The sequence below is a fragment of the Salinibacterium sp. G-O1 genome, assembly GCF_030063305.1.
GTDB lineage: Bacteria > Actinomycetota > Actinomycetes > Actinomycetales > Microbacteriaceae > Rhodoglobus.
Map to the genome: position 1 here is coordinate 291,557 of NZ_JASISV010000001.1, position 23,024 is coordinate 314,580.

General features: G+C 62.6%; 19 protein-coding genes and 3 tRNA genes. 13 read left to right on the forward strand and 9 right to left on the reverse strand.

Translation table 11 applies throughout. The features are described 5' to 3' along the window. Window positions 1–50 precede the first annotated feature (50 nt). The 3 genes from QMG83_RS01420 to QMG83_RS01430 all read left to right on the forward strand — a co-directional run bounded on the left by QMG83_RS01420 (window position 51) and on the right by QMG83_RS01430 (window position 1,671). A complete protein-coding gene (locus QMG83_RS01420) occupies window positions 51–401 on the forward strand; it encodes an ArsR/SmtB family transcription factor (protein WP_283503584.1) in 351 nt (116 codons plus the stop codon). Further along, window positions 398–1,075 (forward strand): MIP/aquaporin family protein, encoded by a 678-nt coding sequence (locus tag QMG83_RS01425; RefSeq protein WP_283503585.1) that lies wholly within the window; start codon window positions 398–400, stop codon window positions 1,073–1,075. The genes QMG83_RS01420 and QMG83_RS01425 overlap by 4 nt, the downstream gene beginning before the upstream one ends. An 83-nt stretch (window positions 1,076–1,158) precedes the next feature. Next, a complete protein-coding gene (locus QMG83_RS01430; RefSeq protein WP_283503586.1) occupies window positions 1,159–1,671 on the forward strand; it encodes a flavodoxin family protein in 513 nt (170 codons plus the stop codon). 380 nt (window positions 1,672–2,051) lie between these two features. On the opposite strand, the gene QMG83_RS01435 is transcribed toward QMG83_RS01430, so the two are convergent. The 4 genes from QMG83_RS01435 to QMG83_RS01450 form a co-directional block, all read right to left on the reverse strand. Next, entirely contained in the window at window positions 2,052–2,939 is an 888-nt protein-coding gene (locus tag QMG83_RS01435; protein WP_283503587.1) for an SDR family oxidoreductase, read from the reverse strand. Window positions 2,940–3,050: 111 nt separating this feature from the next. Then, window positions 3,051–4,262, reverse strand: a complete 1,212-nt coding sequence (locus QMG83_RS01440; RefSeq protein ID WP_283503588.1) for an HNH endonuclease signature motif containing protein — start codon at window positions 4,260–4,262, stop codon at window positions 3,051–3,053. Window positions 4,263–4,415: 153 nt separating this feature from the next. Continuing rightward, a complete protein-coding gene (locus QMG83_RS01445) occupies window positions 4,416–5,003 on the reverse strand; it encodes an SGNH/GDSL hydrolase family protein (RefSeq protein WP_283503589.1) in 588 nt (195 codons plus the stop codon). Continuing rightward, window positions 5,000–6,100, reverse strand: coding sequence for a glycoside hydrolase family 130 protein (locus QMG83_RS01450; RefSeq protein WP_283503590.1), 1,101 nt, complete (start codon window positions 6,098–6,100; stop codon window positions 5,000–5,002). Before QMG83_RS01450 ends, QMG83_RS01445 begins: the two co-directional genes overlap by 4 nt. Before the next feature lie 133 nt (window positions 6,101–6,233). Between QMG83_RS01450 and QMG83_RS01455 the strand changes: the two genes are divergently transcribed. From QMG83_RS01455 to QMG83_RS01485, 7 genes are all read left to right on the forward strand, one after another. Further along, window positions 6,234–7,322, forward strand: coding sequence for a LacI family DNA-binding transcriptional regulator (locus QMG83_RS01455; RefSeq protein WP_283503591.1), 1,089 nt, complete (start codon window positions 6,234–6,236; stop codon window positions 7,320–7,322). Continuing rightward, window positions 7,319–8,929, forward strand: a complete 1,611-nt coding sequence (locus tag QMG83_RS01460; protein ID WP_283503592.1) for an FAD-dependent oxidoreductase — start codon at window positions 7,319–7,321, stop codon at window positions 8,927–8,929. The genes QMG83_RS01455 and QMG83_RS01460 overlap by 4 nt, the downstream gene beginning before the upstream one ends. 96 nt (window positions 8,930–9,025) lie before the next feature. Next, on the forward strand, window positions 9,026–10,318 hold the full coding sequence (locus QMG83_RS01465) for an ABC transporter substrate-binding protein (protein WP_283503593.1): 1,293 nt from the start codon (window positions 9,026–9,028) through the stop codon (window positions 10,316–10,318). Window positions 10,319–10,429: 111 nt separating this feature from the next. Further along, on the forward strand, window positions 10,430–11,269 hold the full coding sequence (locus QMG83_RS01470; protein ID WP_283503594.1) for a carbohydrate ABC transporter permease: 840 nt from the start codon (window positions 10,430–10,432) through the stop codon (window positions 11,267–11,269). Next, on the forward strand, window positions 11,259–12,119 hold the full coding sequence (locus QMG83_RS01475; RefSeq protein ID WP_283503595.1) for a carbohydrate ABC transporter permease: 861 nt from the start codon (window positions 11,259–11,261) through the stop codon (window positions 12,117–12,119). The genes QMG83_RS01470 and QMG83_RS01475 overlap by 11 nt, the downstream gene beginning before the upstream one ends. Then, window positions 12,116–13,711 carry an FAD-dependent oxidoreductase gene (locus QMG83_RS01480; RefSeq protein ID WP_283503596.1) on the forward strand — a complete coding sequence of 532 codons (1,596 nt, stop codon included), beginning with the start codon at window positions 12,116–12,118 and terminating at the stop codon, window positions 13,709–13,711. The genes QMG83_RS01475 and QMG83_RS01480 overlap by 4 nt, the downstream gene beginning before the upstream one ends. Before the next feature lie 46 nt (window positions 13,712–13,757). Further along, window positions 13,758–17,420 (forward strand): golvesin C-terminal-like domain-containing protein, encoded by a 3,663-nt coding sequence (locus QMG83_RS01485; protein ID WP_283503597.1) that lies wholly within the window; start codon window positions 13,758–13,760, stop codon window positions 17,418–17,420. Window positions 17,421–17,487: 67 nt separating this feature from the next. Here QMG83_RS01485 and QMG83_RS01490 read toward each other — a convergent pair whose 3' ends face one another. Beyond that, window positions 17,488–18,366, reverse strand: coding sequence for a CdaR family protein (locus QMG83_RS01490; RefSeq protein ID WP_283503598.1), 879 nt, complete (start codon window positions 18,364–18,366; stop codon window positions 17,488–17,490). A gap of 327 nt (window positions 18,367–18,693) precedes the next feature. Between QMG83_RS01490 and QMG83_RS15435 the strand changes: the two genes are divergently transcribed. Together QMG83_RS15435 and QMG83_RS01495 are read left to right on the forward strand one after the other, a co-directional pair. Further along, the gene (locus tag QMG83_RS15435) at window positions 18,694–19,050 is read left to right on the forward strand and encodes a helix-turn-helix domain-containing protein (protein ID WP_502948986.1); all 357 of its coding nucleotides are present in this window, start codon (window positions 18,694–18,696) and stop codon (window positions 19,048–19,050) included. Next, entirely contained in the window at window positions 19,043–20,347 is a 1,305-nt protein-coding gene (locus tag QMG83_RS01495; RefSeq protein WP_283503599.1) for a HipA domain-containing protein, read from the forward strand. Before QMG83_RS15435 ends, QMG83_RS01495 begins: the two co-directional genes overlap by 8 nt. Before the next feature lie 35 nt (window positions 20,348–20,382). On the opposite strand, the gene QMG83_RS01500 is transcribed toward QMG83_RS01495, so the two are convergent. The 4 genes from QMG83_RS01500 to QMG83_RS01515 form a co-directional block, all read right to left on the reverse strand. Beyond that, window positions 20,383–20,607 (reverse strand): hypothetical protein, encoded by a 225-nt coding sequence (locus QMG83_RS01500; RefSeq protein WP_283503600.1) that lies wholly within the window; start codon window positions 20,605–20,607, stop codon window positions 20,383–20,385. Between the two features lie 528 nt (window positions 20,608–21,135). Then, a tRNA-Phe gene (locus tag QMG83_RS01505) sits at window positions 21,136–21,211 on the reverse strand. Between the two features lie 61 nt (window positions 21,212–21,272). After that, a tRNA-Asp gene (locus tag QMG83_RS01510) sits at window positions 21,273–21,346 on the reverse strand. A gap of 20 nt (window positions 21,347–21,366) precedes the next feature. Further along, window positions 21,367–21,442 (reverse strand) — tRNA-Glu (locus QMG83_RS01515). Between the two features lie 327 nt (window positions 21,443–21,769). On the opposite strand from QMG83_RS01515, the gene QMG83_RS01520 reads away from it, so the two are divergent. Next, complete coding sequence (locus tag QMG83_RS01520; protein WP_283503601.1) at window positions 21,770–23,002, forward strand: M23 family metallopeptidase; 1,233 nt, start codon at window positions 21,770–21,772, stop codon at window positions 23,000–23,002. Window positions 23,003–23,024: the final 22 nt, after the last annotated feature.

Below are 23,024 nucleotides of genomic sequence, written 5' to 3' on the forward strand. Positions count from 1 at the left end.
TGTTCCGCAGAACATCGATGAATGTCAATATTCGAGATAGGGTGGAAACTATGAGCACGATGACCCTGCTGCCCGTGATCGACGCCGCGGCCTGCTGCGCACCGTTGACGCGTGACCCGCTGACCCAGGCGCAGGCCGACGACCTCGCCCGGTCACTGAAGGCGATCGCCGACCCGGCGCGGTTGCGGCTCATCTCGATCATCGCCGCCTCCGAAGGCCAGGAGGCGTGCGTGTGCGACCTGACCGAGCCGCTGAACATCGGCCAGCCGACGGTGTCGCACCACCTGAAGGTGCTCACCGAAGCCGGATTTGTCACGCGCTCCAAGCGCGGAACCTGGGCCTACTTCAAGCTCGTGCCCGGCGCCCTCGACTCTGTCGCCCGACTGCTCGTCACCGCGTGAACCTCGCACTCACCCGGCGGATGACCGCCGAGTTTCTCGGCAGCGCCCTCCTCGCGGCCCTCGTCATCGGCTCCGGAATTGCCGCCCAACGGCTCTCGCCGTCCGACACCGGGCTGCAACTGCTCGAGAATGCCCTCGTCACTGCCATGGGACTGCCGGTGCTCATCCTCATCTTCGGTCCGATCAGTGGCGCCCACTTCAACCCGGCAGTCTCGCTCGTCGACTCGGTCACCGGGCTGCGATCGTGGCGCGACACTGCCGCCTACATCCCCAGCCAGGTCGTGGGATGCATCGCGGGAGCCGCCCTCGCCAACCTCATGTTCGGCGACCCCGCCATCACCATCAGCACCACCGACAGGCTCACCCCTGGCCACTTCCTCGCCGAGATCGTCGCCACCACCGGGCTGCTGCTGACCATCTTCGTGCTCGCCAAAACCGATCGCGCCAGCGTCACCCCCTGGGCGGTCGGCGCCTACATCGGGGCTGCCTATTTCTTCACCAGCTCCGCCAGTTTCGCTAACCCCGCCATCACGGTCGGGCGCATGTTCAGCGACACCTTCGCCGGCATCGCGCCAACCTCAGCGCCCGGCTACATCGCGGCCCAGCTCGTCGGAGTCGTGGTCGCCCTCGGCCTGCTGCGCTGGTTCTACCCGCGGGCGAAGTCCCGCCGGTAATCCAACGCCTCGGGACCAACGGCACTGTCGTCGCCCGCGCCTTCGGGGTGGGATGGGGGCACCGACGCACACGAGGGAGAATCATGCGGGTTCTAGTCGTTCACGAATCGCTCTGGGGCAACACGAGGAAGGTGGCCGAGGCCGTCGCCCGGGCGCTGGAACCGATCGCGACAGTGGACGTGGTGGACACCGACTCCGCACCGGACGTGGTGGAGGGGTACGACCTGCTGATCGTCGGCGGCCCGACCCACGCCTTCTCGATGAGCAGGAAGTCGACGCGTGAGGGCGCCCGGCAGCAGGATGCTGACGTGCATGTGCCGGCACGCGGCATCCGGGAATGGCTGGATGACCTCACCCCCGTCACGGTGCCGATTCCGTCCGCAGCATTCGACACGAGGGTGAACTCGCCCCGCCTGCCGGGATCGGCCGCGAAGGCAGCGCGGCACGAGTTGCGATCGCGAGGGTTCGATGTCGCCATCAAGCCGGTGTCGTTCCGTGTTCATGGCTATCAAGGGCCGCTGGTAGACGGGGAACTCGAACGAGCCGCTGCGTGGGCCCGGGGTCTCGTCAGCGGCCTTGCCGTGCCGGCACTCTGAGCCCTAACCACGACTTGGGGGATTGATCAACCCCCTTTTCGTTCCCCAAAGCCTCCGTAAGCTCGTAAGCACGATACGTATCGTTCCGGTCCAGGCCGCGCTCGCGTAACCCCCGATCCGCGGGCGGGGCCTGGCGCCCGGGACGAAATCGGGAAGGGCGAATATCATGCGCGCCGCGACAAGCCTGGTCTGGCCCAAGACGGCTGAGGAATCTCGACCGTGGTTGCGATTCCTGCAATTGTTTCGCTCCAAACGCCGCACTCCCGCGCGTCGGTCTACCTACGTACCGCTCGAATCGGCGGTCGGCGATGCGCCCAGAGCGACTCGCTCCAAGGCACTGGAGCGGCCGAGCCCGGAGTAGCCCGGCCGCTGCTGTGATGTCAGTGCCCGGGCTCGCCGCCGTTGACGATGATAGTCTCGCCGCTCGTGTAGCTGGACTCCTGCGAGGCCAAATACACGAAGGTTGATGCAAGCTCGGCTGGCTGGCCGGGTCGACCATACGGGACTTGCTCCCCGAAATGCTCGAGCTTCTCCGTAGGTGCGGTGGCCGGTTGCAGCGGGGTCCAGAACGGTCCTGGGGCGACACCGTTAACGCGAACACCGCGCTCGGCAAGCTGCTGCGCCATGGCCCGGGTGAAGTTGGCGATCGCGCCCTTCGACGTCGCGTACTCGACCAGCTGAGGGGACGGGTGGAACGCTTGAATTGACGAGGTGGTGATGATGGCCGCGCCGGGCTGGAAGTGCTCCATCGCGGCCTTGGAGAGCCAGAATAACGAGTACACGTTGGTCTTCATGATCCGGTCGAGAGTCTCGGTCTCGAGGTCGTCGATGCTGTCGACGGTGGCCTGCGCCCCCGCAACCATCACCAGCAGATCGAGCCCGCCTAGCCCCTCCACCGCCGCTGAGACCAGGGCGCGGCACTGCTCCTCGTCGCCGATGTCGGCCTGCGCCAGCACCGCGTTGCGACCGGCGTCGCGAACAAGGGCCTCGGTCTGCTTCGCGTCGTCCTCCTGGGTGTGGTATCCGATCGCGACATCCGCCCCCTCACGCGCGAACGCGATCGCAACGGCCCGGCCAATGCCGGAGTCCGCCCCAGTGATGAGTGCGCGGCGGCCAGCGAGGCGTCCGTGACCGACGTAGCTCTGCTCGCCGTGATCCGGCACCGGATCCATCTTCTCGGTGTCGCCCGAGCCCGACTGCTGCTGCGGCGGGAACGGCGGGCGGGGGTATGCGGTCAGTGGGTCTCGGGGCGTGTAGATATCAGACATAACTCCGGTCTACCTGCCGGAGGAGCTTCGTTGAAGCGGTTGACTGCGGCGGTCAGGCGAGCTACGAGTGAGGATCGTGATGTCGCTCTCAAGCGACGCTCGCGACTCCAGCTAGAACGGCGGCGGGTCGGCTTCGCGGCTATGACCAGTGGGGCTGGTCCATACCGCTCTTTGCGCGCGCGGTGGTTTTTCGACGTGCCACTTTGTTTGGTGCTTCATCGTGTGGTGTTTTCGGCAGCGATGAGCAAGGTTCCCGGCCGTGGTGGGGCCGCCCTCGGCCCACGCTGTGGAGTGATCGAGGTCGCATTGCGCGGCCCGTCGCCCGCAGCCGGGGAAGTCGCAGGTGACCTGGGTTATTGCGAGCCACCGCCGCAGCGCGGCGGATGGACGGTATTGGCGAGGATCCATGTGGAGCACGGTGCCGCTGACCGGGTCGGTGAGCAGCCGGGTGAAGGTCGGGGCCGTCGCGCACAGCCGGCGGGCGGTGTCAATGTCGATTGGACCAATTCCCTCGAGGACGGCCGGCTGGTTGTCGTGCCCAAGCAGAGTGAGGACGGGAATCGTGAGCGCGACTGTGACCCCGACGCTCGACTGTTCACCTGTGCCAATCATCAGGTCGCTGAGCACGTCCGCGCGCAGTTGCGTCATGGTGCGCTTCTCGTCGGCTTCGGTGAACAACCCGAACGCGAGCGACTCGAGCTGAGCGCCGACCATCGCCAGCTTCTCGGCCGGCAGGTAGGCGTGCAGCCAGCCCATTCCGTCGCGATCGAGTTCGGTCCATGCGCCTCGGCGGGACTCCGCCGCCGCGTGGCGCTCATCGATTGAGCTGGCCTGCAGCCGCTCTGCGACGGCCTGCGCGCGTGCGCGGAAGCGGGCGGGAGCGAGGGTGCGGGCGGCATCCACCAGCTGGCTCTCGAAGTGGGCCCAGGAATCGGCGGGCAATTCGATGACGATCGAGGCGGCCTCACGGGCGTTCTGAGTGTGAATCTCGCCCTCGGCGAACCAGGCCCACAGAATGGGGAGCCGCTCGCGCAGCGTCCTGGCGACGTGGCCCTGGGCACGGACCGTAGCTTCGGCGATGTTGAGTCGCACGGCCAAATCCGCGGCGGCCGCTCGCTCGGCGAACTCGACAGCATCGCCCCTCAGCATTGCCGCGTCGATGAACACCTCAGGATGCGCGGCCGCCTCGCGCAGAGTCGCGTCGATCGCGCGGAACACCTCCGCCGATGCCCGCCACTGGGTGCGCTGGGCGAACTCGGCCTCGGCCATGCCGAACTCGACGCGGATATCTGCATTCGCCGGGTCGAGTAGGAGGGGTTCCATAGACACAGTCAAGCAGCGACCCCCGACATCTGAGGAGCGCGGAAAGTGCAGTTCAAGAGGCAGTTATGGGCGCCTTCCGCAACGCGGCCGGACCCCGACCGCCTGTGCTGCTCGAGGCTCGCGATCTTCAGCACGGATCGTGGCATCTGAAATCTAGCTGACCGCATCTCGCCAGAGCGAGGCAATCAGTGAGTGGCCGTACGGCGTGGGGTGCACACCGTCGTACGCGATCGCCGCCGGTCCCTGGCCTGATGCTGCAGCACTTAAGGGTGCTTGCAGCGCGACGTGGGTCGCCCCGTACTCCGAGGCGATGGATGCGACGACGGCCCTCTTGAGGTCGACGTCGTCGGTGAACGCTTCCTGAGCCGCCGTGAGAGGCAGAAGAAACGGTTCCATAAGCACGAGTCGCGGATGCCCGCTCGCGAGTGCTCGATCAAGCAGATCACGGTACGCCCGAGCGAACTCGTCGGGGGAAGTGTGCTCACCTGGCTCGGCGCGGCGCCAGGTGTCGTTGATTCCGATGTACACCGAGAGAAGGGTGGGCGCGTGGGTCATGGCGTCCGCAGACCACCGCTGTTGCAGATCTGCGATGCGGTTGCCGCCGATCCCGCGGTTGATGACTGTGGTCTCCGGCCCCAGGTGGTCAGCGAGAAGACGCACATACCCGCGGCCGAGAGGTGCGTCTGCTTCGTCGAAGCGGCCGGTCTCGGTGATGCTATCGCCGATGAACACGACCCTCATGCCGACGCCCCCCGCCAGGTGAGATGTGCCGCACCGATCCGGGTGTCAGCCATGCCGTAGAAGAAATCAAAGCCTCCAGCCCTCGACTCGATTGCGGTGGGGAAGACCACGTTGTTCACGATCCCTTCGCGCTCGTCGGAAGTCTCCGGAAGCAGAATGGGCAGGGCCGTGCGCCCAATGAGCTTCGTGACATCCGTCGCATCAAACAGCATCGCGCCCGCGCTGTAGAAGACGTTCTCCTGCTGATCGACTCCCTTCACCCATTCCCCGCGAACCCCGTGGTGAATCGTGAGCCAGCCCTCCGGTACGCGGACGGGCGGAGTGCCGCCCCCGATCTTGAGCTGCTCCCACTCGTGCTCTGGCATAGCGACCAGGGTGTGCTGCTCCCAGGAGCGCAGCCAGGCGAGGGATTCGCGGCGCCGGGAGATCGGCAGGAAGGACATCCAAATGCCCAGCCGCGGGTCCTCGATGCCAGCGGGGAGCGGCTCGCCGGCACCCGAGATGATCTCGTCGAGATCCCAAATGGGCCGGTGGAGCATTGCCAGGGCGGGCTGACCATCTGGCGCGGTTACGACCTCGGGAAACAGCAACGCGTCCTTGTTGCGATAGAGGTTGAAGTCGGTGGACCACCGCGACTCGAACGCGAAGTCGACGACGCCGAGCCGCTCCCAGTTGAGCAGGTCGGATGACGCGGCGAGAGCGATCCGCGGCCCGAACGGCCCGTATGCGGCGTACGTCATGACCCACATGTTGATGGCGTCGATGCGGGTAATGCGTGGATCCTCGGTGCCGGCGGTGCGCGCATTCTTCTCAAAGGGCAGCTGGGGTTCGAGCGCGAACCCGTCGCGTGCAACCGATGTGGGCACGCCGTCCGTCTCGATGAGGCGCGCTCGACCTATGCGTGAGTAGTTGCCCCCCCCGACCACCCTCGGAAAGAGCCAGGTCGTCCCTTCTGCGTCCCGTGCGGATGCTGGGTTGAGTACGCCCTCAGCTTCGCGGGGGTCGTCAGGGTCAGGCGTCATGACCGCCCCGAGTCGCTCAACCTCGATCCAATCGCTAAGTCGATCGCCGATCTGAAGTGTCGCGGACTCTGTCATGTCATTCTCCATTGAACTGTTTGTGTTGCGTATTTCAAGAAAATCTCTTGCAATGTCAATAATCATGCTACGGTATTTATACGCATTACAAAACCGGCCGGGATACTTCTCGGCGAACGCACGAGGAGGTGCCATGGAGAAGAACGCCAACGCGTCAACGCGACGCGTAACGCAGGCTGACGTCGCCCGGCTCGCCGGGGTGAGCCAGGCAACGGTGTCGCATGTCATCGCGAGCCTCGAATCCGGCACGTCACGCGTCAGCGACAAGCTGCGCACGAAGGTCACCGAGGCCATCGACCTGACGGGATACGTTGTCAATCCGATCGCCCAGCGCCTCGCCGGCGGTCGCAGCGGCTTCGTGGGTGTGTTCACCTACGAGCCCATCTTCGCGGGGGAGGCCGACAGCTTCTACCACCCGTTTCTCGTGGGTGTCGAGCGTGCTGCCGAAACCGCAGGCTGGAACCTGGTGCTCTTCACGGGTGCCGCCAAAACCGAGGGTCGGCGACGCATGCTCGCCGACGGTGCGCGCTCACTGTCGGTAGCCGATGGATGCATCCTCCTCGGCTTGCACTACGACGCTCGCGACCTCGAAGCCCTGCTCAACGAGCGCTTCCCATTCGTATTCATCGGCGCTCGCCATTCCGACGCCGGAACCGTGCCGTATGTAGCGCCGGACTATGAGCCTGCGACTCGCGACGTGCTCGATCTCATGTTCGCCTACGGACACGGACGCATTGGATACGTCGGCGATCTCAATCCCGAGCAGGTTAACAATGTGCGCTTGCGCGTCTACCGGGATGTCATGAGATCGATGGGCGATCAACCCGGCGTCTTCATCGACTCGACAACGACGCCGTCAATCGTTCTCCAACAAGTTCTCGACAACAGGCTCACAGCGGTCGTGACCGACAACACGGGCATCGCGGGCATGTTGCGCGCAGAGGCCCAGGAACGCGGCATCCGAGTACCGGAAGACTTGTCAATCGCCCAGCTGGGTGACGCCGAGATAGCCGACGAAGTGGACTGGACCGGATTCCACATCCCTCGCGATGAACTCGGTTTTGAGGCCGTGAGGCTGCTCGCCGAACTTATCGACGGTACTTCGAGCCCCGACGATTTGCAACGCCTTTTCCCCTGCGCCGTCATCGACGGCACCACCGCGGGCCCCGCGCCCCGAACGCCGTCGAGCGAGACCAGCAGCTCTCGAGGGGTGGAGCTGTGACGTCATATCGTGCAGACGTCGCAGTGATCGGCGGCGGACTCGGCGGGGTTGCGGCGGCGATTGCGGCCGTCCGGCGCGGAGCGACCGTAGTGCTGAGCTGCGAAGAGCCCTGGCTGGGCGGGCAATTGACCTCCCAGGCGGTGCCGCCCGATGAGCATCCCTGGATTGAGGACATCGGCGCCACTGCGACCTACCGAGCGTTGCGAGACGGGATTCGTGCGTACTACCGCCGAAGTTTTCCCCTCGACTCACGGGCGCGGGACCGTGGCGATCTTAACCCCGGAGCGGGGTGGGTCAGCAAGCTGTGCCACGAGCCCAAGGTCGCTGTCGCCGTTATCGAAGAAATGCTCGCGCCATGGGTCTCTGGCGGCCAGCTCACGATTGTGCGATTGGCCAAGCCAGTCGCGGCGGAGGTCAACGGCGCACGAGTGACCAGCGTGCGGTTGCTGAGCCAGACAGCGGGTGACGTTGAGGTCGTCGCAAACTATGTGGTCGATGCGACCGAACTCGGCGACCTGCTGCCCCTGACCGGTACCGAGTATGTGACGGGATTCGAGTCGCGCGACGACACGGGAGAACCACACGCGCCTGCCGTTGCGCAACCAGACAATATTCAGGCCCTCACCGTCTGCTTTGCCCTCGACCACGTCGACGGCGACCACACGATCGACAAACCTGAGCAGTACGAACACTGGCGCGCGGCGGCTCCCGCCGCCTGGGGTGGGCCGTTGCTCAGTCTCGAGGCGCCGCATCCCCGAACTGGCGAGAAAGAATATAAGGTCTTCCAGCCGAACCCTGGCGACGACGCCCTTGCCGTGGACGCCGATCAGAGTGTGGTGGCCGGTCACGACAACCTGTGGCTGTTCCGCCGCATCGCGGCCCGAGACATGTTCGAACCCGGAGCCTATGCCAGCGACATTTCGCTTGTGAACTGGGGCATGATCGACTACCTCGAAGAGCATGTCATTGATGTGGATGACGCGACGATGGCATCCCGGATCGGCGATGCACGGCAGCTCAGCCTCTCGCTCCTGTACTGGCTGCAAACCGAGGTTCCGAGGCTCGACGGTGGTCACGGTTGGCCGGGACTGCGCCTGCGCCCCGATGTGACTGGTACCGACGATGGCCTGGCGCAGGCTCCGTACCACCGTGAGGGTCGGCGCATCCGCCCGCTCCGCCGCGTTGTGGAGCAAGACCTGTCGCTTGCCGTGCGCGGCGGCCATGGAGCTGTGCACTATCCAGACAGCATCGGTATCGGCATGTATCGCATCGACCTGCATCCCTCGACGGGTGGCGATGGATACATCGACGTGGCATCGTCGCCGTTCGAGATCCCGCTTGGAGCTCTCATCCCCGAGCGCATGGAGAATCTGCTGGCGGGCGCCAAGAACATCGGCACAACCCATGTGACGAATGGTTGCTACCGCCTACACCCGGTTGAGTGGAACGCCGGCGAAGTCGCCGGCCTTCTTGCAGCCGACTGCGCGCTTTCGGGCCGCACCCCACACCAGGTCTGGCACGACGGTCGCCTCCTCGGCGACTTCCAGGGCCTCACAGAACGCTTCGGCATTCCTCGCAGATGGCCAGAAGGAGTTTCGGGCTATTAGCAACGCCGGAGTGAGACCCCGCGACGGCATGCAGGCCGCGCGGGGGTTTACACACAGCACCAGAACCGCAAAACAACCACAGCAAAGGAGCTGCACATGAATACTAACCACACCAAACACGCTCGCCGGATCGGCGCCGCGTTCACTTCGATGCTCATGGTGGGCGCCCTCGCGGCCTGTTCTACCGAGCCAGCACTGCCCGACGAACCGGTAGACCTCACCGTCGCCCTCTGGTCGGCAAACGAGGCACACCTTGCCCTGTTCAACGAGATCGGCGCCGCGTACGTGGAGGCGAATCCCGACCTCGTTTCGTCCATCACGTTCGAGACCATCCCCTTCGACGCCTATACAAGCACGCTGACTACCCGTATCGCGGCGGGTGACCCGCCCGACCTTGCCTGGATGTTCGAAAGCTCGGCACCAGAGTTCGTAGATGCTGGCGCACTTGTTGACCTCACAGAGACCCTCAGTGCGACCGAGGGTTACGACTTCGAAGACCTGAATCCGAGCGCGATGAAGCTGTGGACCGAAAGCGACTCGACCTACGCATACCCGTTCTCGACGACGCCCCAGATTTTCATGGTCAATAACGACCTCTTCCACGCGGCAGGAATCCCGACCGCGCGCGAAATGTTGGAGGCAGGTGACTGGACGTGGGACGGCATTCGTGATTCCAGTGCCGCCATCCTCGCCGCCACGGGAAAGCCCGGCTTCCCTGTGCGGCTCGACCCGGCAGTGTGGCAGTACCTTGCCTTGATCTGGGAGGGATTCGGCGCATCCCCATGGAGCGAGGACGGCACGGAGTGCACGTTCGACTCGCCTGAGATGGTGGAGGCTCTCGAGTTCATCCGCGACGGAGTCTATGTCGACGCTGCCTTCCCGAAGCCCGGCAGCAACTTCGACTTCTTCAGCGGAGGAGCTGCCATGGATGCCGGCGGTATCAGCCAGGCCAATAAGCTCGACGGCAGCTTCGACTGGGACGTGCTTCCGCTTCCCGAAGGGCCGGCAGGGCAAGTCAACATCATCGGTCAGGCAGGCATCGGCGTGCTGAAAGCAGGCGATAACCACGCGCAGGCGGCCGGATTCCTCGCCTACTACAGCAACCCCGAGAACGCCGCCAAACTGGCACAGTTCTTCCCGGCGCCGCGACTGTCACTCACTAACGTCGACGTGCTCGGTCCGGTGAACCCGGTACTCAGCGCTGACCAGCTGCAGGAAATCGTCGTAGATACGGTGACAGACGCCCAGACGTTCCCGTCGCACGCGAACTTCGCGGCAATCAGCAACGCAGTGCAGCCACTGTTCGACGGAATCTGGACGGCAGACTCCGACATCCCGAGTATCGCGGCTGACGTTTGTGGCGTGATGAAACCCCTTCTGGAGCGCTAAACCTTGTCAACTGTACGTCCACTACTGTTGGGGAGCGCCCGGCGCGGCGCTCCCCAACGGGGACCGAAGCTTTCACGTCAACGCAAGAACGACATCTCGACGGCGTACGCGATGATCGCACCATCTATTCTCGGTGCCGCCGTGTTCGTGGTGTACCCGCTTGTCGCGCTGTTCTGGTACTCGGTGCAGGATTGGCGACCGCTCGCAGGTGGTCCCGAGTTTTCCGGGCTGGACAACTACATTCGGCTGCTCTCTGACACCACTCTGCGGGACTCGCTTATTGCCAGCGGAATCTTCTCCGTCGGGCTGGTCGCCCTGAACATGTCGATCGCTCTTGTGCTCGCCGTGCTGCTCAATCAGAAGCTCGCTGGCACAACCGTCTTTCGCACGATCTTTTTCTCGCCAGTGGTGGTTTCGCTTGTCGCGTGGACCCTGGTGTGGACCTTCCTGCTGCAAAACAATGGCGGCATCAACGCCCTCTTTTCGCTGGTGGGCCTTGAGGGCCCCAACTGGCTCAAAGACACAGGGTGGGCGATGCTCTCGGTGATTGTGGTTCAGGTGTTCAAGGGCGTCGGGCTCAACATGATCCTGCTCCTGGCTGCGTTGCAGGACGTACCGGAAGAGCTCGTTGAGGCCTCTCGGATTGACGGCGCGAGTCGTTTCAGAGTGTTCCGTTCGATCACGATGCCGCTCATCAGCCCGACCTTGCTCCTCGTGTCGATTGTGACAGTGATCGGATCGCTGCAAGTCTTCGCGCAGATACGCATCATGACCGGTGGTGGTCCGTCGAATTCGACCAACGTGCTGGCCAACTATCTGTATCAAGTCGCCTTTGAGGTGAAGGAGTTCGGCTACGGCAGCACAGTCGGAGTCGTCATGTTCGTCGTCGTCCTCGGCCTGACTCTCGTGCAATGGCTCGCCAGAACGAAGTGGGTTCACAATGAAAACTAGCCGCACGCTCACCGCCTCGAAGAAGTGGCGCGGATCCGTTATCGCCCTCTACTCGGCGCTCATCCTTCTGACGATTCCCTTCCTGTTTCCGGCATGGTGGATGGTGTCGTCCAGCTTCAAGCCGCTCAGCCAGATCATGGAGTATCCGCCCACGCTGCTGCCGCGTGATCCGACCCTGGATGCGTACGTTGCGGTGTTCGAGCAGCCGTTCCTGTTGCAGTACTGGAACAGCCTTTACATCGCAGTGCTGGTGACTCTTGGCACACTCGCGGTATCCGCGATGGCCGGCTATGCGTTCGCTCGAATCCGGTTCCCAGGCGTCAACGCGCTCTTCCTGGTGGTGTTGCTTGGGCTCATGCTGCCAGCCGAAGTGACGATCATCCCGCTCTTCCAACTCTTCACAGCACTCGACCTCAACAACACGCATTGGCCGCTCATCATCATGCCGATCTTCGGAGCCTCCAGCGTGATGGGTACATTCGTGATGCGGCAGTTCTTCCTCGGGATTCCACAAGAGCTCGAAGACGCGGGATCCATGGATGGCCTGAACCGCTTCGGAATATTCCGCCGAATTGCGCTCCCGCTCGCGCGCCCGTCACTTGCGGCCGTCGCTATCCTCAGCTTCCTTGCGTCGTGGAACGCCTTTCTCGAGCCACTCGTCTTTCTCTCGAGTCGCGACAAGTTCACGCTGCCGCTTGCCCTCACCCAATACACGGACTCGGTCGGACTCCCGATCTGGAACGTGCAACAGGCGGCAGCCACCCTCACCGTGCGGCCAGTACTGCTGGTCTTTGTCTTCATGCAACGTTATTTCGTACAGGGCCTTGCCCAGACTGGAGTTAAGGGATGACCGAGCTCAATGCCGATGTCATCGTGCTGGGTGCTGGCGTGGGTGGCGTTGCGGCCGCTCTGGCGGCGCTCGACGGCGGAAGCAGCGTCATCCTCACCGAGGAGACCGACTGGATAGGCGGGCAACTTACCTCCCAGGCTGTGCCGCCCGATGAGCACCCGTGGATCGAGCAGTTCGGCGCCACGCGCGAGTACAGCCGATTTCGAGCCGGGGTGCGCGACTACTACCGCCGCAACTACCCGCTGACCGCCGTCGCCGCCTCCCAGGCCGCGCTCAACCCCGGCGCGGGTCGTGTGTCCGGGCTCACCCATGAGCCGCGAGTCGCGCTCGCGGTTCTCGAGGCGATGCTGGCACCCTGGGTCGCGAGCGGAAAGCTCACGATCCTGATGAGGAACCGACTGGTGCGCGCCCATGTTGACGGCGACCGTGTTACCGAGGTTGAGGTGCTCGACCTTATCGATGGGGGCACGACGCGCCTCCGCTCTGGAATGTTCGTCGACGCGACGGAGATCGGCGAACTGCTGCCCCTGGCTGGCATTGAGTATGTGACTGGTGCCGAGTCCCAAACTGACACCGGGGAGCTTCATGCCCCCCAGATCGCCGCGCCGCAGAATATGCAGTCGGTGAGCGTCTGCTTCGCGATGTCGCACCATCCCGGCGAAGACAACACGATTGAGCGCCCGCGGGACTATGAGTACTGGCGCGACTATCGGCCGGGCGCCTGGGGCGGATTGCCTCAACTCGGGTTCACCGCACCGCATCGCATTACCCACGAGCTCGTAACAATGAAGTTCGATCCGAACCCCGAGTTCGACCCTGCCGTCGGGCCAACGAGCGTTGACGACGATCTCCCGGCGCGCACGAATGCCTGGCTATTCCGGCGCGTGCTCGCCCGTGGACACCTCACCACGCCGGGAGTGAGTGATATCACCCTCGTCAACTGGCCATCAATCGACTATCTGGGCGGCAACCTCTTCGAGAATTCTGCCGAGGAGGCCGCGGCTCACCTCGAGGCGGCGCGACAGCAAAGCCTCTCACTCATGTATTGGTTGCAGACCGAGGCAGGCTATCCGGGTCTGAAGCTTCGAGGTGACGTGGTGGGCACCCGCGACGGCCTCGCCAAGGCGGCCTATCACCGCGAATCGCGCCGCATCCTTGGCCTTGAAAGAGTCGTGGAGCAGGATGTCTCGGCGCTCGATCGCGACGGCCTGGGGGTGCGGGGCTGGCGTTCGTCGGTCGGCATCGGCAGTTACCGCATCGATCTGCATCCCTCAACGGGCGGCGACAACTACATCGATATTGCCGCGTATCCCTTCGAGATCCCGCTCGGAGCGCTCATTCCGCAACGGGTGCGCAACGTGATTGCGGGGGCGAAGAACATCGCCACAACCCACATCACCAATGGCTGTTACCGACTGCATCCTGTCGAGTGGAACATCGGAGAGGCGGCAGGTCGACTTGCGGCCTTCTGCCTTCGGGCAGGTACTGAACCGCACGCGGTTCTCTCGACAGATGAGACTCTTTCCGACTATCAGCGCACCCTGGAAACGACTGGTGTGCAGCTCCATTGGCCGAGGTTGCATAGCTACTAGGACGTCTCGCGTCTCGCGTCTGACATGAATCAAGGGAGATTTGTTGATGAGTAATACATCTGGCCGTCGTGGTCTCGTGCGCTCGCGCGCGACCGCATTTGCTGTATTCGCCGTTCTGGTGATCGGAGCCGTGGTGTCACCTCACACGTCTGTCGCGTACGGTGTTGACCCGGTGAGCGGGGTTCTCCTGCGAATTGCGACCGTAACAGAGACAGCGGGGCAACCCCGAGTAGGGGCCTCGATTCGGCTTCCTCTCGTGGTTGATGCTGCCGAGCAGATCACTGCCGACGCTCTGTTCGTCGTTCGGGAGGGCGAATCGGATCCACTGCCCACCCAGGTGGGAGGGCAGCGAGTCGAGGCTGGGCGAATGGTTGCCGCTGATGTCTACGTTGTGGATGACGTGGACGCGTTCGAGAAGGTGACGTATGAGCTGCGCCTTGCAGCGACATCCGTACCCACAGTCATCGCACCAATCGACGTAGTGGATGTACCGAGCGGGGTCACGATTGAGACAGCCGACCTTGAGGTCACCATTCCTCGGACGGGTTCACAGGCTGGGACGATATCGACCTTGTCGGCGCCCGCTCTCGGCGTGAGCGGGACCGACCTGCTTGCCAGGGCGACCCTGCGTGAAGAGCGGATGATGAACGGCGACATCAATGCGGATGCCGAGGTTGAAGACAATGGCAGCGCGGCCGGTTGGCAGGGGGCGGCAGCCTCAGGTCCTGAGGTGCTGAGCTGGTCGAGTGACCGGTTTGCGAGCGGGGCGCATTCGCTAGCGATCGATACGACGCCGGCGGAAGCCGTCCAACTCGACCTCAACCCCAACGCTCTCATTATCGATTTCACCTCTCGGGGCTACGTGGAGACTGGGACGTGGCGCAACAGTGCGCTCGCTGGGTACCAGCAGCCCAGCCACCGGTACAGCACAACGGCAGGGTCGACGGCGACGTTCTCCTTTACTGTCGCAACTGGCGATTACGACGTGTACGTCTGGATCCCTGGGAGCGTCTCGTCCGCACAGAACAATCCCGCTGCCGCGCCGTACACAGTGCAGGCTGTGGGCGGCCCGCAAGCGGTGACTCACAACCAACGCGAGGGCATTGGCACGTTCGCGCCGCTGGGCAGCTGGGCGCTCGACGGCGCAACAACCCTCGCCCTTGCGGCAGGCGGCACGAGCACCACCCGTGCAGACGCAATTCTCGTGCTCCCGGCCGGGCAACCCCTCATGCCACGATCGTTCGCCGCCGACACAGGCTCTGCCGGCTATGTGGAGACGGGCACGTGGGCCACGAGCAACTACCCCGGAAATACTGCCAGCGCACATCGGTACAGCATCACCCCAGGATCGAGAGCCACCTGGTCGTTTACCGGAATGGAACCAAGGGACTATGACGTCTACGTCTGGGTTCCTGCCGCTGGCACCAGCAACGGCTCCAATTCGTCCACCGCGAGCTACGAGATTGCGCACTCGGCCGGCACCTCGACAGTCGTGCTCAACCAAAAGTTGTCCACGAACTCATTCCAGCTCCTCGGCACTTTTACTATGGGTGCAGCAGGCAGTGTGGCTTTGACTCTGGATGACACAGCGCGTCACCGGGCCGATGCTGTCGTGCTCGTGCCGCACGGCGTGCCAGTGCCAGACCCCTTGCCACTGTCAGCCTCGCCAGGTGGTTCCTGGACTTCGGAGGCGGAAGCTGTCGCGCCGGGTGAGCGCCTTGCCGTTCACGCCTGGGGCGCTCGAGAAAATGCGGACCCTGGAGCCATTGTTTCCACTTCCGCACGGTTTCTCGACGGGAGCGGCACCGAGATTGGCCTGGTGCAGATTGGCGCTTTCGTCGATGCTTCATGGACTCGAGTGACCGGGGCCCTGACCGTCCCCGCAGCCGCGGCGTCGGTTCAGATCGTTCACGGTGTGGAGGGTCGGGCGAAGGCGTGGTTCGACAACGTCACCCTGTACAAGGCGGCTGCATCGGCAGCGGCTCTCTCTGCCGCGTCGTCTCGGCAGAACGTCAGCGTCGCGGTCGAGACGGGGGTTGCCGTCGTCATTGTCACCGTGGTGAACCAGCTCGTCGTCAGCGGTACTCCCAGGCAGGCTTATCAACTCGTTCAGTACCGAATTCCTCGAAACGGCAGCAGCATTTCTCAGACCGTGGAATATCGCGGAACGTCCGATGTGTCCGATGCCCCGGAATCAGTTGCTGCGACCTCCCTCGTCGTTCTGGATGGACAGTGGACGCTGCCTGGCGGCGGTGCGCTGAGCACCACTGATTTCTCCATAGCTCTGGGCGACTCCGATTCGGGTCTGGATACCGCAACGGCGGTCGTTTCCACCGTAGGATCCTCGGCCGTAATCGTCGTAGGGTCGAACGTCGATACCGTCACGTCGGTCGGGGTCAACGGCGCGCGCGCGACATTTAGTGGCCCGACGCGCAAATCGACAGGTGTAGCGACGTTTGCCGAGCGCTACCTGCGGCAGGACCGCACTTGGTCAACGCTCGCCATTCTCGGCAATGATGATCCAGAAAGCTTGAGAGAGCGCTACCTCGTTGAGGCCAACCCGTTGGTTGCAAGCGTGGACGACCCCGGCGTTACCTTCGAGGATGACCTCGTTCCGCTGATCCGCGAACTCAACGACACTATCCTCACGACCACCAATTCCAGCCTCGCTGAACGGGCCTGGACTGCTCGCGCGCTCGCGGCATACGTGAATGCGGATATCACTGCAGACCCCGCATACACAGCCATCGGTGATGCCATCATCGATGCCAATATTCGGCCTGAATACCTCACAGTGGCCTATCACGCTTCTCGATTCCAAAACGATGCGGCACTGATCGACGAAGACTTGCAGCAGTTGCCTTTTCTCTACTACTTCAGTGGCGACGAGCGGTTGCCGCAGTATGCAGAAGCGATTGGTCTAGCCGCACTTCAGGAACTCGCTTTCGATGACAACAACGGCGACCGTGCTCTGGCGGGCTCGAAAACGGAGTTCGCTGCCCTCGAAGACCGTTCCTCGGTCAAGAACATGGCAGCAACCGCCGGCATGGTTTTCGTGTGGGGAATGAATCAGCGCGGGAACGTCGCTGGGCTTGAAGAGCTGCGAGAGATCTTCGAGGCTCCGCAGTTCGCGCAATGGGTTGGCGCGGGCGAGACTGCGTACATCGCGGTATCCAACGGCGACCAGGTAGCTGTGCGAGGTGACGCTGAACCGTACTACAGCAGCGTCGTCGCAGGCGTTATCCCCTTCATCGAGGAGGCTTCGGGCGGGGCAATAGACATGAGCGACAGTGGGGCGCACTCGATCTGGGCGTCCATATCCATCGACACGAATGGCTTGGGGGAGGACGCGAGTGGGTGGCCCCAGTCCGACTATGTTCAAACCCACAGTCACCGCCTGGCCTGGAACCCCAGCGCACTGTGGCGGATGATTCCCGACCTAGCCGAGACCGATGGAGTGACCTTCGTCACTACGACAGCCAGAATCCTCGGTCGGTACGTTCAACTCACCCGCGAACCGGTCTCAGCAGATACAGCAGAGTTGCAACTGCCGAACCTGTCTGACCCCGATTTTGGGCGACAGTTCAATCGGAATTGGTACAGCTCAGACGGGCTCACTCGAGAGACCAACCCCGGCGTGACGCAGAGCGTGGCGAAAGTGGTGAATATGATCTACTTCCACCATTTCTATCCCGGCGAACTCGGTTAGACGCATAAAAGCAGGTCCTGGCCTGGTTCGTTCAATGGTGACTCGTGCCGACCCCTTTGGTCGAGAGCTAACTCGCGCCTTGTAGCTGCCAGAGAAGTAGAGCTGTCGCGACACGCTGGCGGTCGAGGCCCGATCTCACCGACAGGCCGAAACGGCGTTCAATTGTCGCCAGTCGTGACTGAATGCTGCTGTGATGGAAATTCGCGTCGCGCGCCGCCGAGCGAAGTGAATCTGAGTGCAGCACGGTGTCGAGTATCCGGATGGATTCATCCCCACCCGGAGATGCGGCGAGGGACTCGATCTTGCGGACGTCTGGATCGTCGCGGACTAGGGCCGGCTCTAGTTTCGCAAGCGCGCCAAGTACTCCAACCTGGGTGGCCTCGAGTTGGCGGGGCCAGGAGCGGCCTAGTCCGGCAAAGCGGAGCGCGCTGCGCGCTTGGTTCCAGGCGACGGGCGCAGCGAGTACCTCGACGACGCCGCTACTTGCCGCCCGCAAGTCAATCGATACTCCGCTCCAGCTGATGGGCATTCGACCGGTCGTGACGACGATGATGATCTCTCGCGACAATTGAGCAGTAAATGCGGGACGCTGCCACGCGTCGCGAAGGCTCACTCCGAGTCTTTCGACTTGGGTTGAGTCGGAGAACTCGCCCTGGATTGCGATCAACTGCACGTGACTCGACGGGTCAATTCCCATCAGCCGGGCCGCGCGAGACCGCTCTGCCTCGTTGGCCTTTTCGTTGACGAGCAGTTGAGCCAGAGCGGGGTCCGCCAGTCCAGCGGCCAAATCCGCTTCGCCGCTGGGGGCCGATCGATTAACCACCGCGCTGACCGTGATCGCCATTCGCTCAAGAATGAAGTCGTCCAGGTCGCCACGAGTACCGCTACGGTCCAACCAGACCGAGCCGCCTGCACTGTCTTCATGACCATCAATTTCTAGCCGCACAAAAGACTCTGACGGTGTTGCCCCTCGGACTTCGAACCCGTCCGGACCAAATACAACTCGAAGTCCAAGATGAGGCAGAGCGAGCCCGGCGGGGCAGTCTGCAATAATTGCGCTCGCTCTGACTACCGATTCGAGGCCCGGTTGGTGAATCAAGAGTTGGTCGAAATAGGACACGACCCTCAGCGCTCGCTCGCCTGCAGCGTTGGCCCAGATATCTGCAGATTTGTCTGATGTATGTGTTATTTTTCGTTTGTACGGTATGTATTACATCGCGTCAGATGTAACATGAGTGTGACAAGAGTATGCCTTGGAGCTAAGAAGGGTCAGATGCGCATTCGAACACCTACCGACTTCGGTGCTATCGCGCGACAGCGGAGGCGCGATCTAAAGCTCTCCCAGAACGCCCTAGCGGAGCGTTCGGGCGTGACTCGTCAGTGGTTGGTGCGGTTCGAGAAGGGCGGTAGCGAAGTCGCCTTGTCCAAAGCCTTTGCAGTGCTCGCGGAACTCGATCTAGTCGTGCGGGTCGACGCGCTCAGGTCGGGTGGCGACGCAATTCCGCGGTTACTGATTCCCAACATGACCGTGTCCGAGTTGCGCATGGACTCAGCGAAGCTTTCGAAGGTCCGCGAGGCGATCCATTTCATCGACCGAGATTCATCGAACTCAGCGGTGCGGAATGACTGAAGATCTAGACGTCCATATGTATGGCTATCGTGTTGGGACTCTGACCCGAATCGCGACCGAGGACTATTTGCTCGTTTACGACGAAAATTGGTCGAGCGCCGACGAATCTGTGCCCCTATCCATTTCTCTTCCTCTGTCTCAAAAAGAACACCGTGGACGAGGGTTGACCAACTTCATCGACAACCTCCTTCCGGACAATCCGGATGTGCGCCAACGATGGGCCACCGATGCGGGGCTCGACAGCGTTGAGCCGTTTCTTCTCCTTCGCGAATACGGGCAGGACGTAGCGGGTGCCGCATCCTTTCGGTCTTCGGGAGCGTCCGTGACCTCGACGAGGCGCATGATTACAGGTGCCGAGATCGCGGACCGCATTCGCGAGATCCGTAGTGACGACACCGCATGGCACGACGACCGACAACCGGCGCCCGGGCAATTCTCACTCGGCGGCGCCCAGAGGAAGTTTTCGCTTGCTCGACATGGCGAAGACTGGTTCGAGACCTCCGGCGATGATGCCTCAACACACTTGTTCAAGCCACAAGTCGAGGGCGTCCCAGACGGCGAGCTAGTCGAATACCTAGTCATGCGTACGGCCTACTTGTTGGGGATTCCGACCGCGAGGGTGGAACTCTTCACAAGCGGCGGTCAGCATTCCCTCGTTGTCGAGAGATTTGACCGGCGCGTCGAGCACGGCCAAACCATTCGGCTGCACCAAGAAGACTTACTCCAGGCGCTCGGCCAGCCGAAGCTGCGCAAGTACGAGAAACATGGGGGTCCCGGCATCGACTCGATTGCCGCGATGCTCTCCCAGCATGCAGATGCTGAGTCCCTCAGACGTTACGCAGCCATGCTGTTCTTCTCGTGGATCGTTCTTTCGACGGACGCGCACGCGAAGAACTACTCGATCTTCCTGGGACCGGAAGGAGCAAGTCTGACACCGATGTACGACGCTTCTTCGGTGCTTCCATATCTCGGTCGCGATCCAGCACTCGACCACCCCTCTCTCCGGCAACGTGCGAGCGAGATTGAACTATCGGTTCGCTTCGGGGCAAGCAATCTTGCGGGCGACGTAGCTCGATTCGAGCTTGAGACAGTAGCGCGCCAATGTCGAATGGCTAGCGATGACCTGCTGTCAGTTGTAGCACTGCAAATCCTTGAGATCGGGGACGTCATGTCTGACGCTGCCTCGGACATGCCCGCCGAGCTCCAAACGGACACGATCGCGCGCGTTGTGGATTGGATGCCGGTTCGCGCTAAGCAGGCGGCAGAAGCGATTGGTGTTGCGGGTCTTTTAGCCTGACCGCGCTAACCTGACCGCGATCTCACACGGCGAACCTAGTCGATGACATCAGCTTCGCTCAGGGCTCCTTCGAGAACGGCCTGAACCTCCTTCGCGTGGCCGAAGCTTCCGCTCTCACCGAGCTCGTTCATGAAAGCTCGCGCTTCAGCGGAGAGCTCTGGGTCGCCTGACTCGATCGCCGTCGCGATAACCACCGGAACCGCATGCTGAGACAGCTCGCATATAGCGATTCGCCTCGACTCGGCGTTCTTGAGCAGCATCTTGGTAACACGACATGTTCGAATCTCGCGTCCCACACTGAACCAAACCGATCGCGAATAGAAGAGTCTACGGAGGGGGAGTGCATGCTGACGTTGCTCCGGCTCCCACACTTCGATCCTCCGATTTGCTCCCGAGGAGCCACGCAAGTCCCCATCAGGATGGTCGTCCATTGCGAGGACAGGGCAAGTGGGGCATGGGTCAGGTCAAGGCCGGTTGCCTTGACGGTACCTTCGGTGACCTCACGAGCTCTGACCGTGGAACCACCGCGAAATTCCGGACTAGTTACAGTCGACGTATTGTTCTGGGGAAACCCATGAAAATCAGGATGAGCAGCGCGTCCATCTCTCCGGACTGGAACCCATGTAGTCACGAAACGTTAGAACGCACCTAACAAGCTCTGCGTGAAATCGGGCGTACAAAGCGATAGAGGGGGCGAGCTGCAATCGCAATGTAGTCATTCAACACGTGCGCATCAAACGCCTTCGGTGGCACAACTCTCGAAACACCCAGCTGACCGACACTTCTAGTGGTGGCTCCGACGGGCGTCGATCCCGTGACCTCACGATTTTCAGTCGTGCGCTCTACCAACTGAGCTACAGAGCCGTACGAGTTTTCACTCATACTGCACAAAAAGCCCCTCCTTTCGAAGAGGCTTTCTGCTTTGCGACCCTGACCGGACTTGAACCGGCGACCTCCGCCGTGACAGGGCGGCGCGCTAACCAACTGCGCTACAGGGCCTAGCTATTAAATTCTGTGTTTGGTGACCCCAACGGGATTCGAACCCGTGCTGCCGCCGTGAAAGGGCGGTGTCCTAGGCCACTAAACGATGGGGCCTCGAAGTCACAGACTTTCTTAGCTACCGAGGGACAAGCATAGGGGTCTATTTCGCAAAAGCCAAACCGAGGCAAAATGGGCAAAAGGTGAGGATGTCCGAGGCATCCATTCCTCAGCGCGGTAGTTTCAATCCGTTGTTGAACCTTAACAAAGTGGGCTCTTCAAGATTTTTCTGGGAAAACGCGCTCGACGTTGCTACTGTGAACATTGTTATCAGTGTTACTGGCGTGACTCGGGGCTGCGCAGAACACGATTTGGGGAGTAATGAAAAACACGTACATTCGCCGGGGGGCGACCAGTATCACTTTGCGGTCGAAACGAGATCGCGTGATTGCGGTCATTGCTGCGTTCTGCATCGCTGTCACAGCGACCACCATTTCTTCGCCGTCCGCGTCAGCCGCCGAATACCCAACGTGGCAGGACGTCACGAACGCCCGCAACAACCAGGCAGCCACCGCCGCCGCGGTTGACCAGATCAGATCGCTCCTCGCGCAGCTCGAAGCTGACGCCGTGCGCACGCAGGCCGAGGCTGAGGCCAAGGGCACCATCTGGCAGGATGCAGAAAGCAAGTTCGCTGCCGCGGCCGCACGTGCAGGCACGTTGCAGGAGCAGGCCGACGCCTCGAGTACCAAAGCGGCAGCGTCAGAGCAGCGTGCCGGCCAGATGGCCGCGCAGCTTGTACGCAACGGTGGCGGAGACCTCACCACCAACCTCCTCCTCAACGCGCAGGACGCAGACAACCTGCTCGACAACCTCGGGCTCTCCAGCAAGGTCAGCGAGCAGGCCTACGCAATCTACGAACGTGCCATCGTCGACCGCAACACGGCACAGGCCCAAACCGACGCCGCCGACGTCGCCAAGACGGAGCTCAAGGTTCTCAAGGAAGAGGCCGAGAGGCTGTTCATCGAGGCGCAGGCTGCCTCCGCTGCGGCCGCCGCTGCGGTGGCAGCCCAGACCAAGCACAAAGAAGAGCTCGAGGCTCAGTTAGTCGCACTCACCGCCGCCACCGCGGTCACCGAGGCAAGCTACCTTCAGGGTGTTCGGGAGCGTGAGGCGGCCAGGGCCGCCGCCGCCGCGGCATCAGCTGCAGCCGCTGCTGCGGCCGCTGCGGCTGCTGCAGCAGCCAGCCTGGAAGCCGGCGAGATCAGTTTGAGCGGCTGGGTTCGCCCAGCAGGCGGCTACCTCTCGTCCGTGTATGGCTGGAGCATCGGCTACGGCAGCAACTTCCACAAGGGCATAGACCTTGCCGCCGGCTGCGGAAGCCCCATCTTTGCCGCATCATCGGGCACCGTCGTGTACGCGGCCCAGGGCTGGAACGGTGGCTACGGCAACATGGTGATGATCGACCACGGAAACGGCGTGACAACCCGCTACGGCCACATCATCGACGGCGGCATCCAGGTCTCGTACGGCCAGTCAGTGGGCGTTGGCAACCAGATCGCGCGAATCGGCAGTACCGGCAACTCCACCGGCTGCCACGTCCACTTCGAGGTGCTGGTCAACGGCAACCTTGTCGACCCAGTGCCGTTCATGTCCGGCAAGGGAATCCGCCTTGGCTAATTCACGTGGCCTGGTCTCCGAG

Excerpts from the sequence above, each read along its gene's own strand:
- QMG83_RS01420 (WP_283503584.1), top strand. The coding sequence starts at position 51 with ATGAGCACGATGACCCTGCTGCCCGTGATCGACGCCGCGGCCTGCTGC.
- QMG83_RS01430 (WP_283503586.1), top strand. The coding sequence starts at position 1,159 with ATGCGGGTTCTAGTCGTTCACGAATCGCTCTGGGGCAACACGAGGAAG.
- QMG83_RS01435 (WP_283503587.1), bottom strand. The coding sequence starts at position 2,939 with ATGTCTGATATCTACACGCCCCGAGACCCACTGACCGCATACCCCCGC.
- QMG83_RS01440 (WP_283503588.1), bottom strand. The coding sequence starts at position 4,262 with ATGGAACCCCTCCTACTCGACCCGGCGAATGCAGATATCCGCGTCGAG.
- QMG83_RS01445 (WP_283503589.1), bottom strand. The coding sequence starts at position 5,003 with ATGAGGGTCGTGTTCATCGGCGATAGCATCACCGAGACCGGCCGCTTC.
- QMG83_RS01450 (WP_283503590.1), bottom strand. The coding sequence starts at position 6,100 with ATGACAGAGTCCGCGACACTTCAGATCGGCGATCGACTTAGCGATTGG.
- QMG83_RS01455 (WP_283503591.1), top strand. The coding sequence starts at position 6,234 with ATGGAGAAGAACGCCAACGCGTCAACGCGACGCGTAACGCAGGCTGAC.
- QMG83_RS01465 (WP_283503593.1), top strand. The coding sequence starts at position 9,026 with ATGAATACTAACCACACCAAACACGCTCGCCGGATCGGCGCCGCGTTC.
- QMG83_RS01470 (WP_283503594.1), top strand. The coding sequence starts at position 10,430 with ATGATCGCACCATCTATTCTCGGTGCCGCCGTGTTCGTGGTGTACCCG.
- QMG83_RS01475 (WP_283503595.1), top strand. The coding sequence starts at position 11,259 with ATGAAAACTAGCCGCACGCTCACCGCCTCGAAGAAGTGGCGCGGATCC.
- QMG83_RS01480 (WP_283503596.1), top strand. The coding sequence starts at position 12,116 with ATGACCGAGCTCAATGCCGATGTCATCGTGCTGGGTGCTGGCGTGGGT.
- QMG83_RS01485 (WP_283503597.1), top strand. The coding sequence starts at position 13,758 with ATGAGTAATACATCTGGCCGTCGTGGTCTCGTGCGCTCGCGCGCGACC.
- QMG83_RS15435 (WP_502948986.1), top strand. The coding sequence starts at position 18,694 with ATGCGCATTCGAACACCTACCGACTTCGGTGCTATCGCGCGACAGCGG.
- QMG83_RS01495 (WP_283503599.1), top strand. The coding sequence starts at position 19,043 with ATGACTGAAGATCTAGACGTCCATATGTATGGCTATCGTGTTGGGACT.
- QMG83_RS01500 (WP_283503600.1), bottom strand. The coding sequence starts at position 20,607 with ATGCTGCTCAAGAACGCCGAGTCGAGGCGAATCGCTATATGCGAGCTG.